Genomic DNA, 13,025 nt, shown 5'->3' with positions numbered 1-13,025 from the left:
GGAGCACGGGCGGCGGTGTGTTCCGGAAGTCGTTCTCGTGCATGCTTGAGCCTCCAACTATCGAGATAGCGTGACGATATATCTAGATAGTTGGCATAGGCAAGGGATGTCCGGTTGGCCGGAGCAAGTTAACGCGCGTTAACCGAGGCCTCGATCGCGGCCCTCGCCATCGTGTGCAGCAGCGGCCGCATGTCCTGGGCGGGCAGCTCGCCGGCGCTGTGCGGCGTCGAGTTGAGCAGCCCGAAGACCGCGTGCGTCGCGGCGCGCAGCCGCGCTGCCGGGCAGGCCGGGTGCAGCTCGGCCAGCACGGTCACCCACTCCTCGACGTAGAGGCGCTGCAGCCGCCTGATCTGCCGCCGCGCGGGCTCGGGCACGTTGCCCAGCTCCCTGTCGTGCACGGTGATCAGGGCCGGCTGCTCGATCGCGAACGTGATCTGCACGTTGAGCAGCGCGTCCAGCGTCTCCGCTGGGCCGGGGGAGGAGGTGGCGACCGCGACGGCCGACTCGCGCAGCCGCGAGCTGACGTCCAGCAACATCTCCGACAGCAGGGCGTCCTTGCCGCTGAAGTGCCGGTAGAGCGCGGGCCCCGAGATGCCGACCGCGCCGCCGATGTCCTCGATCGAGACCCCGTGGAAGCCGCGTGCGGCGAACAGCCCGGCCGCCGCCTCCAGGATCTCCGCGCGCCGGTTGCCGCGGTTGCGGGTAGATGGGGAGACGGTGCTCACGTCTCACATGCTAGACGATTACGTTAATGATGACTAACATCCCAGCCATGGGAGGGGACTCATGAGCGAATGGCCGGTGCTGAGATCGGCGGCCGAGCCCGGCGCGGAGGCGTACAAACGACATGCCGAGCACAACGAGCGGCTCGCGGCCGAGCTGCTCCAACGGCTCGCGACGGCCGCGCTCGGCGGCCCCGAGCGCTCGCGGCGGCGCCACGTCGAACGAGGCAAGCTGCTGCCGCGCGACCGCGTCGACGGGCTGCTCGACCCCGGCTCCCGCTTCCTGGAGCTGTCGCCCCTGGCCGCGAACGGCCTCTACGACGACCAGGCCCCCGCGGCGGGCATCATCACCGGCGTCGGCCGGATCTCGGGACGCGAGTGCGTGGTCGTCGCCAACGACGCCACGGTCAAGGGCGGCACCTACTACCCGCTCACCGTCAAGAAGCACCTGCGCGCGCAGGAGGTGGCGCTGCACAACCGCCTGCCCTGCGTCTACCTCGTCGACTCCGGCGGGGCGTTCCTGCCCAGGCAGGACGAGGTGTTCCCCGACCGCGAGCACTTCGGGCGCATCTTCTACAACCAGGCCACGATGTCCGCCCAGGGCATCCCGCAGATCGCAGCCGTGCTCGGTTCGTGCACGGCCGGCGGCGCCTACGTGCCCGCGATGAGCGACGAGGCGGTCATCGTCCGCGGCCAGGGCACGATCTTCCTGGGTGGCCCGCCCCTGGTGAAGGCCGCCACCGGCGAGGAGGTCACGGCCGAGGAACTCGGCGGCGGCGACCTGCACTCGCGGGTCAGCGGCGTCACCGACCACCTCGCGGAGGACGACGCGCACGCGCTGGCGATCGTCCGCGACATCGTCTCCACGCTGGCGCCGTGCGCCGAGCGCCCCTGGGAGACGACCGCGCCGGAGCCACCCCGCTACGACGCGCGAGAGCTGTACGGCATCGTGCCCGCCGACACCCGCCGGCCCTACGACGTGCGCGAGGTCATCGCCAGGCTGGTCGACGGCTCCCGCTTCCTGGAGTTCAAGGCCGAGTACGGCTCGACCCTCGTCACCGGGTTCGCCCGCCTCCACGGGCATCCCGTGGGCATCGTCGCCAACAACGGCATCCTGTTCGGCGAGTCCGCCATGAAGGGCGCCCACTTCATCGAACTGTGCGACCAGCGCCGGATCCCCCTGGTGTTCCTGCAGAACATCAGCGGCTTCATGGTCGGCAAGGCGTACGAGGCGGGCGGCATCGCCAAGCACGGGGCGAAGATGGTCACGGCCGTCTCGTGCGCCCGGGTGCCCAAATTCACCGTGGTGATCGGCGGGTCGTTCGGCGCGGGCAACTACGCCATGGCCGGGCGGGCGTACTCACCCAGGTTCCTATGGATGTGGCCGAACGCGCGCATCTCGGTCATGGGCGGCGAGCAGGCCGCGAACGTGCTCACCACCGTGGGCGACGCCGACCCCGCCGCGATCAGAGCCCAGTACGAGCACCAGGGCAACCCGTACTACTCCACGGCCAGGCTGTGGGACGACGGCGTGATCGACCCGGTCGACACGCGCACGGTCCTCGGCCTGGCGCTGTCCGCGGCGGCCAACGCGCCGCTCGACCCCGCCGGTTACGGCGTCTTCAGGATGTGAGCCAGGCAATGGAGACCGTGCGAAGCACCGGGCGGCAGGCGGGCTTCACGGCCGTGCTGATCGCCAACAGAGGGGAGATCGCCGTACGGATCGCCCGCACGCTGCGCGGGCTCGGCATCACGTCGGTGGCCGTGTACACGCCGGACGACGCGGGGGCCAAGCACACGCTCGAAGCGGACATCGCCCTTGAGGTGCCGGCATATCTGCACATCGAGGCGATCGTCGCGGCGGCTCGGGAAGCGGGGGCGCAAGCCGTACATCCGGGTTACGGGTTCCTGGCGGAGAACGCCGCGTTCGCGCGGCGCTGCGCCGAGGCCGGGCTCGTGTTCGTCGGCCCGCCCGCCGACGCCGTCGACGCGATGGGTGACAAGATCCGGGCCAAGGCCACGGTCGCGGCCGCGGGCGTGCCCGTGGTGCCCGGCCGGGCCGAACCCGCCTCCCTGGAGGACTGGGACAACTTCCCCGCCCTGATCAAGCCGTCCGCGGGCGGCGGCGGCAAGGGCATGGTGCTCGTACGGTCGGCCGCCGAGCTGCCCGAGGCGATCGCGTCGGCCCGGCGTACGGCACTGGCGGCCTTCGGCGACGGCACGCTGCTCATCGAGCGTTACGTCGAGAGCCCGCGGCACATCGAGATCCAGATCATGGCCGACACCCACGGCAACGTCGTGCACCTGGGCGAGCGCGAGTGCAGCCTCCAGCGCAGGCACCAGAAGATCGTCGAGGAGGCGCCGTCGCCCTTCCTCGGCCCCGAGACGCGCGCCCGCATGGGAGCGGCCGCGGCGGAGGCCGCCCGCGCGGTCGGCTACGTGGGGGCTGGCACGGTGGAGTTCATCGTGGACGGCACCACCGGTGCCTACCACTTCATGGAGATGAACACCCGCCTGCAGGTCGAGCACCCGGTGACCGAGCTGGTCACCGGGCTCGACCTGGTGGAGCTGCAGCTTCGGGTGGCGGCGGGCGAACTGCTGCCTTTCGGCCAGGACGACGTACGGCTCACCGGCCACGCCGTCGAGGCGCGCGTCTACGCCGAGGACCCGGCCCGCGGCTTCCTGCCCAGCGGCGGCCGTGTCCTGGCGCTGCGAGAACCGGGCGACCCGGCCGCCGGCGGTTCCGGGGCGGCGTCGCCGCGGGGCGGAGCCGTCGTACGGGTCGACTCGGGGCTGGTGGAGGGAGGCGTCGTGGGCACGGCGTTCGACCCGATGATGTCCAAGGTCATCGCCTGGGCCCCCGACCGCGCGACGGCGTTCGCCGCGCTCGACCGGGCACTGGCCGGGACGGCCGTGCTCGGCGTGGTCACCAACGTCCCGTTCCTGCGCGCCCTCGCCGCCCACCCGGCCGTCGCGGCCGGGGACCTGGACACCGGCCTGGTCGAGCGGGCGCTCCCCGACCTCGTGCCGGCCACGGAGGTGCCCGGTGAGGTGCTCGCCGCGGCGGGGCTCGTCTTCCACGCCATGCCCCAGGGCGATGACCCGTGGGACGTCACGGACGGGTGGCGGGTCGGCGAGCCGGCGTGGACGACGTGGCGGCTGGAGTCGCGGGACGGCGTGCACGAGGTCCGGGTCCGCGGCCTGCCGGAGGAGGCGGCCGACGTTCTGATCGACGGAGAGGCGGTGCCGGCGCGCGTCCGGGCCGACGGCGCCCACGCCCCCGGCCCTTCCGGCGGCGTACGCCTGCACGTCACCCTCGACGGCCGTACCGAGCGTTACCTCTGCGCGCGCGACGGCGACACGCTCTGGCTCGGCAGGGACGGCGCGTCGTGGGCACTCACCCGGCACCTCATCGGCGACCCGGGAGACCGGCCGGGCGCCGCCGCGGCCGGCGACGGCGCCGTGCGCAGCCCCATGCCCGGCACCGTGCTGGCGGTCAAGGCCCAGCCCGGCGAACGGGTCGGCGAGGGCCAGCCGCTGCTCATCGTCGAGGCCATGAAGATGGAACACACGGTGACCGCCCCGCACGACGGCACCGTGACCGAGCTGGCCGTGCGGGCGGGCCAGCCCGTCGACATGGACGCCGTCCTGGCCGTGGTCCGGCGCGAGTCCGAGGAGGCGTGATGCCGTACGCGATGGAAGGTCTTCCGCAGCAGGTCACGATCTACGAGGTCGGTCCGCGCGACGGGTTGCAGAACGAGTCCGCCGTAGTGCCCGTCGAGGTCAAGGCCGAGTTCATCCACCGGCTCGCCGACGCGGGACACAAGGTCATCGAGGCCACCAGCTTCGTGCACCCCGACTGGGTGCCGCAGCTGGCCGACGCCGGAGAGCTGCTCGCCCGGCTCCGCAGGAAACCGGGGGTGCGCTACCCCGTGCTCGTCCCCAACCTGCGCGGCCTCGACCGGGCGCTCGAACTCCAGGCCGACGAGATCGCCGTCTTCGCCAGCGCCACCGAGACGTTCGCCGCGAAGAACCTCAACCGCAGCCTGGAGAGCCAGTTCGAGATGTTCGAGCCGGTCGTGGCCCGGGCGCTCGACAACGGGCTGAAGGTACGCGCCTACGTGTCGATGTGCTTCGGCGACCCCTGGGAAGGGCCGACGCCGGTCAGGCAGGTGGTCGAGGTCGGCGAGCGGCTGCTCGGGCTCGGCTGCCACGAGCTGTCGCTCGGCGACACCATCGGCGTCGGCACGCCCGGCCACGTCACCGCCCTGATCGACGCCTTCCGCACGCCCGAACGGCTCGCCGTGCACTTCCACGACACGTACGGGCAGGCGCTCAGCAACACCCTCGCCGCGCTCAGAGCCGGCGTGACCACCGTCGACGCCTCGACCGGAGGCATCGGCGGCTGCCCCTACGCCGAGTCCGCCACGGGCAACCTGGCCACCGAAGACCTCGTGTGGATGTTGCAGGGGCTCGGCATCGAGACCGGGCTCGACCTGGGCAAGCTCGTGTCCACCAGCGTCTGGCTGGCGGAGCTGCTCGGCCGGCCCAGCCCATCCCGCGTCGTACAGGCGCTTTCGAAAGGGTGACCATGCTCAAGGACGAGTACGAAGAGCTCCGCAAAACCGTCGAGGCGTTCTCGCGCGAGGTGGTCGCGCCGGTGATCGGCGACTACTACGAGCGCGAGGAATTCCCGTACGACATCGTGCGGCAGATGGGCGCCATGGGGTTGTTCGGGCTGCCGTTCCCCGAGGAGTACGCCGGCATGGGCGGCGACTACTTCGCGCTCTGCGTGGCGCTGGAGGAGCTGGCCCGCGTCGACTCCAGCGTGGCCATCACCCTGGAGGCCGCGGTGTCGCTGGGGGCCATGCCGATCTTCAGGTTCGGCACCGAGGAGCAGCGTGAGACCTGGCTGCCCAGGCTGGCCGCCGGCGAGATGCTGGGAGCGTTCGGCCTGACCGAACCCGGCGGCGGCTCCGACGTGCCCGGCGGGATGCGCACCACGGCCGTGCTAGACGGCGACACGTGGGTGATCAACGGGACCAAGGCCTTCATCACCAACGCCGGCACCGACATCACCGGCGTCGTCGGCGTGGCCGCCCTCACCGGCGAGCGGGAGATCTCCACCATCCTGGTGCCGAGCGGCACGCCCGGGTTCACGGTGTCGAAGAAGTACTCCAAGGTCGGCTGGAACGCCTCCGACACCCGCGAGCTGTCCTTCACCGACTGCCGCGTACCCGTCGCCAACCTGCTGGGCGAGCGCGGCCGGGGCTACGCCCAGTTCCTGCAGACGCTCGACGAGGGCCGCATCGCGATCGCCGCGCTCAGCGTCGGGCTGGCGCAGGGATGCGTCGACGAATGCCTGAAGTACGTCAGGGAGCGCAGGGCCTTCGGCCACCCGATCGGCCACTACCAGGCCATCCAGTTCAAGATCGCCGACATGGAGGTACGCGCGCACACCGCCCGCCTGGCCTACCACCACGCCGCCGAGAAGATGCTGGCCGGAGAGCCGTTCAAGAAAGAGGCGGCGATCGCCAAGCTGGTCTCGTCCAACGCGGCCATGGACAACGCGCGCGACGCCACCCAGATCTTCGGCGGGTACGGGTTCATGAACGAGTTCCCCGTCGGGCGCTTCTACCGCGACGCCAAGATCCTTGAGATCGGGGAGGGCACCAGCGAGGTGCAGCGCATGCTCATCGCCCGCAAGCTGGGCCTGGGAGACCTCTGAGGTTTGCGCCGGGAACATGCGACGATCTAGTGTCGTCAATCATGACGGCTGACGATCTCCAGATCAGAAGGGCGGAGAAGGCCGACGCGGACGCGGTGTTCGCGCTGGCGCGCGAGTTCGGCCTGACCTTCAGGCCCGAGCGCGAGGCCTTCGACTCCGCGCTGCCCGAGTTGCTGGCGAACGAGGACGCCCTGCTGCTCGCGGCCGTCGTGAACGGGCGGGTCCAGGGTTACCTGCTGGGGTTCGTGCACCTCACGCTGTTCGCCAACGGTCCCGTGGCCTGGGTCGAGGAGGCCATGGTCGGGTCCGGGGCGCGCCGGCAGGGCATCGGGCGGGGGCTGCTGGAGGAGTTCGAGAAGTGGGCCCGCTCGCGGGAGGCGGGCTACGTGGCCATGGCGACCCGGCGGGCGCCGGAGTTCTACCACGCGCTCGGCTACGAGGCGTCGGCCACCTTCTTCCGCAAGGTCCTGCGCTGAGCCCCCTGAGGCGCTTCCCGCAGCGGCCGGCCCGCCACCGGATGCCCGCCGTGCGCTCCGGTCCGGGCCACGTCCGCGGGCGTGTTCTGTCACCGCCGGATGACATCCTTGGGGACGTGAGCGTCCACGCCGTGAGCCGTCCACCGCCGACATGGACCTGATCCACGCGCGCAGCGAGGGCACCCCCCTGTTCGTCGAGGCGCTGCTGGGCGACGAGAGCGGCGGCCAGGCGCTGCCCGAGTCGCTGCGCGACCTCCAGCCCACACCCCGCTGACCAGCCAGGACACCCCCGCCTAGAGAAACGCCTCCAAGCGCGATCAACCACGCCTGCCCAGGTCAGACCCCGAAACCGAGCCTCCGGCCCACCGAATTGAGTCGAACGCGGGTCGCTGGTCACGGCCATCCTAGGCGCAGGGCGCTCGCCGGGGCGACGGAAGTGGGGTGGTCAGCCGGTGAGCTGGGCTTCGAGCCGGTAGCCGTCCACGGTGACGTAGACCTGGTCCCCCGGCCGGGCGTTCAGGCGCATGAGCACCGGCTGCAACGAGTCGAAGACCGGCTGGTGGCCCTGCCACACCAGCACGATGGCGTTGTCGCCGGGGCCCGTCACCGACAGAAGCGTGCCGGGACGCATGCCGAGCTGGGCCGCGTACCCCTCGGGCACCGGCACGGGGCCGCCCCTGAGGTGCTCGGGTGTGACCTCGATGCGCTGCCAGCGGCGCGGGTCGGACGACGGGCCCGGCAGCGGCGGGGGCGGCGTGGAAGGCGCGCCCGCCAGCCCGCCGGGCAGCTTGCCCGGGCGGCTTCCCGACAGCGCCGACAGCGTGGCCAGGGCGGCGGACGGGTCGATCGAGCCGGCGTTGACCGTCGGGATGGGCTGGCCGCCCCGGTGGTGGCCGTTGGCCCCGGGCGTGCGACGGGGCAGGGGCTGCGCGGGCGCCTGCGCCGCGGCCGGGCTGGTGCTCGTCTCAGGGGGGAGGGCGTCGAGCCAGGCCTTGGCCGAGTGGGCGCGGATGCCCAGCTCGGCCACCAGCTCCACGACGTCGGCGTCGGGCGAGCTGGAGGCCAGGAGCTGGCGCGTACGGCGCTGAAGGCCGTGCAGATCGCCGACCACCAGCCAGCCGTCCTGGAACCGGCGGTCGGGCATGAGCGTCACGAGCACGCGCCAGAGCGGGGTGCGCAGCGACGGGACGGTCACCGGATGGGCCGGGTCGGCGCCGATGAGCTGGTCCTCGGTGGCCGCCGCGCCGAGCCACTCGGTCAGCCGGAACATGTGGCCGGTGACGGGCGCCGACTCGGAGGAACGCAGCCAGTGCAGGACCCGTTCCTCCGCGGTGCGTTGCGCCTGCGAGAGCGCGTCGCGGTCGACCAGCAGCTTGTGGGCGAGCGTACGCAGGCTGACCGGGTCCTCGGCGAAGAGCCGGTGCACGGCCACCGCCAGCTCCATCTTGTCGAGACTGCGGAACAGGCTGTCCACGACCCGCACCATCGCGTGGTCGGTGTCGGAGGGCGCCGCGCCGGGAACGGGCGCCGCGTAGGCGGGCGCCCCTTTGGGGCCGCCGGAGCCGGGTACGGCGGGCATGGAGCCGGTGTGCGGGCCGGAGCCGGGAACGGCCGGCATGGAGCCGGTGTGCGGGCCCGGGCCGCGGATCGAGGGCATCGAGCCTGTTTGGGGGCCCGAGCCGGGCATGCCGGGCAGCGACCCGGTGTCCTGGCGTCCGGGTGCCGGGCCTCCGGGGCGCTGCGGGAGGCGTTCGGACGGGCCGGAGGCCGGGCGCTGGGGCAGGCCCTCGCCCGCCGGGCCCTGGCGCGGGCCGCCGCTCTGGGGCTGGGCAGGGAGCGACCCCGTCTGGCGGCCGTCCGGTTGCGCGGGGAAGGCGCCGCTCTGCGGGCCGGACCCGCGTTCGGACGGCTGAGCGGCGAAGGAACCCGTGTGGCGATCCCGGCCGCTCTCCGGCTGCGCGGGGAACGAACCCGTCTGGCGGCCTTCCGGCGGCGGGACTCCCGAACCCGGACGGCGGCTTTCGGGTTGGGCCGGGGACGGGCCGTCCGGTTGTGCGGGGAAGGCGCCGCTCTGCGGGCCGGACCCGCGTTCGGGCGGTTGCGCGGCGAAGGTGCCCGTCTGCGGTTGGGAGAGCCCCTCTGCCGGGCTCGCGAACGGCCCGGTGGACGGCGGCTGCGCGCCGGGGTCCGGTTTGGAGGCGCTCTGGGCGGCGAACATGCCGGTCTGCGGAGGCGCGGAGGGAACGGCGCCCTCGTGCGGAGCGGGCTGCCCGGCGGCGCCCTGGGAACCCGCGGCCTGCGACCCCCCAGGCCGACCGGGCTGGCCGGGCTGACCGGGCTGGCCGGGCTGCTGGGAAGCACCTGACTGGGCCGCTGCGGGTTGCGGTGTCCCAGGCTGCAACCCGCCCGGTTGCGGAGTGCCGGACTGTGCGGCTGCGGGTTGTGGGGCGCCGGGTTTTTCGGGCGCGGGTTGCCCGGTGCCGGGCTGCGGAGCGCCCTCCGGCTGGGCGGGGAAGGAGCCGGTGTTCCTGGAGGACAGACCGGCCGCCGCGCCGACATGAAGCGGGCGGGTGACCTCCGGATGGCTCGCCCGCGCCGCGGGCACGGCCTCGCGCTGGGCCGGGATGCGGCCGAGGATCTCGCGGAAGACGGAGCCGACCACCACTTCCGGCGTGGCCGACGGGGTGGACAGGTCGCTGGGGGACAGGCGGCGCAGCCGCTGCCAGCCGCCGAGTCCGGTGATCGCCGTACGGGTGGCCTCGGGCCAGCCTGGGAGCGACGGGTCGATGTGGTGCACCGTCAGCGCGGGGAGCAGGTCGCACAGCGGCAGGTGGTCCCAGCGGGAGGTCGCCAGCCGGGCCAGCCGCTCGCAGATCCAGTCGAGACCCGCCGTGCCGAGCGCCTTCGACAGCGCCAGGGAGGACCACCACCCGGCGGGCAGGCGCGGGTCACCGAGCGCCTCGGCCACCTGCTGCGGACGGCTCCAGCGCAGCGCAGGGACTAGGTCGCTCAGGCAGATCGATGACTCGACATCCATCGGCGGACCTTATCCTCCCCAGTGAGCCGCATGGTGCTGCCCGTAATGATGTGGCTATTGGTGCAGCCTACGCGGCAAGCTATCAATCAGTGTGAATAGGGTAAAGACGGTTCAGATCCAAACCGTACCGTGGTCGGCCGCCCACGTGGGCCACACACTCTGCCCCCGCGCGGCAACCGGCCTCCAGCGCGGCCCTTTCCGCCGCACCGTCTAATGCCGCCGCGAGGAACCCCGCGGCGAACGCGTCGCCTGCCCCGGTCGAGTCGACGACTTCGGTGGGCACGCCCGCCGCCGTCGCGACCACTACACCGTCGACGGCGGCCAGCGCTCCCTCCGCTCCCAGTTTCACGACCGCTGTGCCGTACGTCTCACTCAAGAGTACGGCGGCACGCTCCGCTGTTGGGGCACCACTGAGAATCAGGGCCTCGGCAAGATTGGGGATGATCAGGCCCGCCGCGGCGGTTTCCCGGATGAACCGTTCCACGCCGAACTCCCGCAGCGGCCCCGTGGAGGCCGGGTCGACGCTGATCGCGACGCCTCTGGCCGCCGCCTCCGCCATTGCGCGCCTGGCCAGCCGGAGCCCGCCCTCGGCGAAGAGGACGTATCCCGACAGATGGAGCCGGCCGACGTCGTCGAGCAGGGCAGGGTCCCAGTCGGCGTCCGAGATCAGGCCGCCGGCGCCGCGGTTGGTGAGCATCGAGCGTTCCCCGCTCTTGTCCACCATCGCGATCACGACGGCGGTCGGGTGCTCGGGGTCCACGGACAAGTGCGGGCGCACGCCCGTCTTGAGCAGTTCGGTCGTGTGCCACTCGCTGCTGTCGTAGCCCAGTTTGGCCAGCAGCCGCACGTCGGCTCCCAGGCAGGCGGCCCAGGCGGCGGTGTTCGCGCCGGAACCGCCGGGGCGCAGCACGATGTCGGCGGCCGTGTCGCTGCCCGTCATGACCGGCGAACCATGCAACGCCACCACATCGGTGACGATGTCGCCGATGATCAGGAGAGCCTTGCCCGTCACGGTTTTGCCCAGGCGAGGGCGATCTCGGCGGCGAGTGCGGTGTTGCCCCGTACGGCGGCCAGGTTCGCCTCCAAGGAGGCGCCGCCGGTGCCGTCGACGAGATAACCGAGCAGGAACGGGGTGATGGCCTGACCCTTGACGCCGTCGCGCTCGGCCGCGGCCAGCGCCTCGGCCAGTATGCGGTCGTGCAGCCCGGGGTCGAGCTGCTGGTCCTCGGGCACCGGGTTGGCCACGATGAACGCGCTCTCCTGGCCGCCGAGCGCGTCCTGGCCGCGCATGACGGCCGCGGCATCGCCGGGCGACTCGATGCGCCAGTCGATCGGCTGGCCGGAGGGGTGCAGGTAGAAGCCGGGGAAGGTGTCCGTTCGGTAGCCGGCCACCGTCACGCCCCTGGTCTCCAGGCGCTGCAGCGTCGCGGGCACGTCGAGGATCGACTTGACGCCCGCGCAGACGACCGTGATGCGCGTACGGGCAAGGGTGTCGAGGTCGGCGGACTCGTCCTGGTCGTCCGTCCATCCCCGGTGCACGCCGCCCAGGCCGCCGGTGGCGAAGACGCGGATGCCGGCGCGGGCGGCGAGGAACGACGTGGCCGACACGGTGGTGGCGCCGCTCGCCTTCAGCGCCGCCGCCATGGGCAGGTCTCGTTGCCCCAGCTTGCGCAGGCCGGACTCCGTCGCTATACGCTCCAGCTCCACCTCGTTCAGCCCGATGCGCGGCACGCCGTCGAGCACGGCGATCGTGGCGGGCACGGCGCCCGCGGCGCGGACGATTCCCTCCAACTCCCGGGCCACCTCGAGGTTGCGCGGTTGCGGCAGCCCGTGGGAGATGATCGTGGACTCCAGCGCCACGACCGGTGCGCCGCCGGCCATGGCCTCGACGACCTCGTCGGAAGGCTGGAGAACGGAGTCGGTGGCGCTGCGCATGGTGAGTTTCGTGCTCCCTGAGTGATCCTGCCCGGCATACCCTGAACGGGGTACTTTACGGTATTTGTTCCAAGCCGGCGCGGGTACTGAAGCCGTCCCACCTGAGGATCACACGAGGAGCGCCGTTCCGGCCAGTGAGACGGCGGCGATGACGGCCGTGGCGATGCCGCCGAGCAGCATGATCCGTCCGCCTCTGACCAGTTTCCGCAGGTCGATGCCGGTACCCAGGCCGAACAGGGCGGCCGCCATCAGCACGCCGGTGACCTGCGGGATCGTGTCCGTCACCGCCCCGGGCACCTGCCCGGTGCTGCGGAGGGCGACCATCGCCAGGAACGCCACCACGAACAGCGGCACGATTGCGGGACGGGACCCCGCGTCCCGGCTGCGCTCGGAGAACAGGGCGACCATCGGGGCGAGGAGGAGAACGCGGCCCAGCTTGACCGTCACGGCCGTGGCCAGCACCCCCGAGGCGGCGCCGATGGCGGCCACCTGGGCGACCTCGTGCACGGCCGCCCCCGTCCACACCGCGAGCTGCGCGGACGACAGGCCCATGAGGGAGGCCAGCAGGGGGATCACCGCGATGGCGGCGGTGCCGTACAGGACGACGACGCCGAGCGCGCCGGCGGCGTCGTCATCGTCGGAGGCGTCCGTGCTCTCGTGCATGGCGGCGATCGCGGCGGCGCCGCAGATGGACACGCCGGTGGCGACGAGCAGCGACGCGCCGCGCGTGAGGCCGAGCCTGCGGCCGACGGGCGGCGTCACCGCGAACGTCACCCCCGTCGCCACGGTCACCACGGCGAGCGTCTGCCAGCCGAGCGCCAGCACCTGCGGCAGGGCGATCTGCAGGCCCAGCAGGGCGACCGCGACCCGGAGCACCCGCCTGGAGACGAACGCGAGGCCCGGCTTCAACCGCTCCCCGACCCCGGCCACGTTGGCCAGCGCCGCGCCGGCGACCACCGCGACCACCGCGGGGCTGAGCGCCGGCACGACCCGGTTGACGGCCAGCGCGAGCACCACCGCGAGGGCGGCCACGGCGACACCCGGCCAGATCGCCACGGCTGCCGCTGCGGCTGATGCGGAACCGGTCCGGGCGGGGCGGCGGGTCCGCGCCCGCGCAGAGGGCGGGG

General features: G+C 72.7%; 11 protein-coding genes. 6 read left to right on the top strand and 5 right to left on the bottom strand.

What is annotated here, in order from left to right:
• Positions 1-128: 128 nt before the first annotated feature.
• On the bottom strand, positions 129-725 hold the full coding sequence (locus E1267_RS38260) for an SACE_7040 family transcriptional regulator (protein ID WP_132340293.1): 597 nt from the start codon (positions 723-725) through the stop codon (positions 129-131).
• A 61-nt stretch (positions 726-786) separates the two neighbouring features.
• Between E1267_RS38260 and E1267_RS38255 the strand changes: the two genes are divergently transcribed.
• The 6 genes from E1267_RS38255 (at position 787) to E1267_RS47495 (ending at position 7,200) form a co-directional block, all read left to right on the top strand.
• The gene (locus E1267_RS38255; protein WP_132340291.1) at positions 787-2,355 is read left to right on the top strand and encodes a carboxyl transferase domain-containing protein; all 1,569 of its coding nucleotides are present in this window, start codon (positions 787-789) and stop codon (positions 2,353-2,355) included.
• Positions 2,356-2,372: 17 nt separating this feature from the next.
• Positions 2,373-4,406 (top strand): acetyl/propionyl/methylcrotonyl-CoA carboxylase subunit alpha, encoded by a 2,034-nt coding sequence (locus tag E1267_RS38250; RefSeq protein WP_246064519.1) that lies wholly within the window; start codon positions 2,373-2,375, stop codon positions 4,404-4,406.
• Positions 4,406-5,311 carry a hydroxymethylglutaryl-CoA lyase gene (locus E1267_RS38245; RefSeq protein WP_132340287.1) on the top strand — a complete coding sequence of 302 codons (906 nt, stop codon included), beginning with the start codon at positions 4,406-4,408 and terminating at the stop codon, positions 5,309-5,311. The genes E1267_RS38250 and E1267_RS38245 overlap by 1 nt, the downstream gene beginning before the upstream one ends.
• 2 nt (positions 5,312-5,313) lie before the next feature.
• Entirely contained in the window at positions 5,314-6,450 is a 1,137-nt protein-coding gene (locus tag E1267_RS38240; protein ID WP_132340285.1) for an acyl-CoA dehydrogenase family protein, read from the top strand.
• 41 nt (positions 6,451-6,491) lie between these two features.
• On the top strand, positions 6,492-6,926 hold the full coding sequence (locus tag E1267_RS38235) for a GNAT family N-acetyltransferase (protein ID WP_132340283.1): 435 nt from the start codon (positions 6,492-6,494) through the stop codon (positions 6,924-6,926).
• Between the two features lie 151 nt (positions 6,927-7,077).
• A complete protein-coding gene (locus E1267_RS47495; RefSeq protein WP_281283744.1) occupies positions 7,078-7,200 on the top strand; it encodes a hypothetical protein in 123 nt (40 codons plus the stop codon).
• A gap of 171 nt (positions 7,201-7,371) precedes the next feature.
• Here the strand turns inward: E1267_RS47495 and E1267_RS38230 are convergent, their stop codons facing one another.
• From E1267_RS38230 to E1267_RS38215, 4 genes are all read right to left on the bottom strand, one after another.
• Entirely contained in the window at positions 7,372-9,963 is a 2,592-nt protein-coding gene (locus E1267_RS38230) for a hypothetical protein (protein WP_132340281.1), read from the bottom strand.
• Between the two features lie 82 nt (positions 9,964-10,045).
• Entirely contained in the window at positions 10,046-10,975 is a 930-nt protein-coding gene (locus tag E1267_RS38225; RefSeq protein ID WP_132340279.1) for a carbohydrate kinase family protein, read from the bottom strand.
• The gene (locus tag E1267_RS38220) at positions 10,972-11,898 is read right to left on the bottom strand and encodes a pseudouridine-5'-phosphate glycosidase (RefSeq protein ID WP_132340277.1); all 927 of its coding nucleotides are present in this window, start codon (positions 11,896-11,898) and stop codon (positions 10,972-10,974) included. The genes E1267_RS38225 and E1267_RS38220 overlap by 4 nt, the downstream gene beginning before the upstream one ends.
• A 108-nt stretch (positions 11,899-12,006) precedes the next feature.
• The coding region (locus E1267_RS38215; protein ID WP_220449878.1) for a YeiH family protein at positions 12,007-13,025 on the bottom strand (1,019 nt) is incomplete at its 5' end.

The organism is Nonomuraea longispora, from assembly GCF_004348345.1.
GTDB classification, from domain to species: Bacteria; Actinomycetota; Actinomycetes; order Streptosporangiales; family Streptosporangiaceae; genus Nonomuraea; species Nonomuraea longispora.
This window is presented reverse-complemented; position numbering and strand designations above follow the sequence as displayed.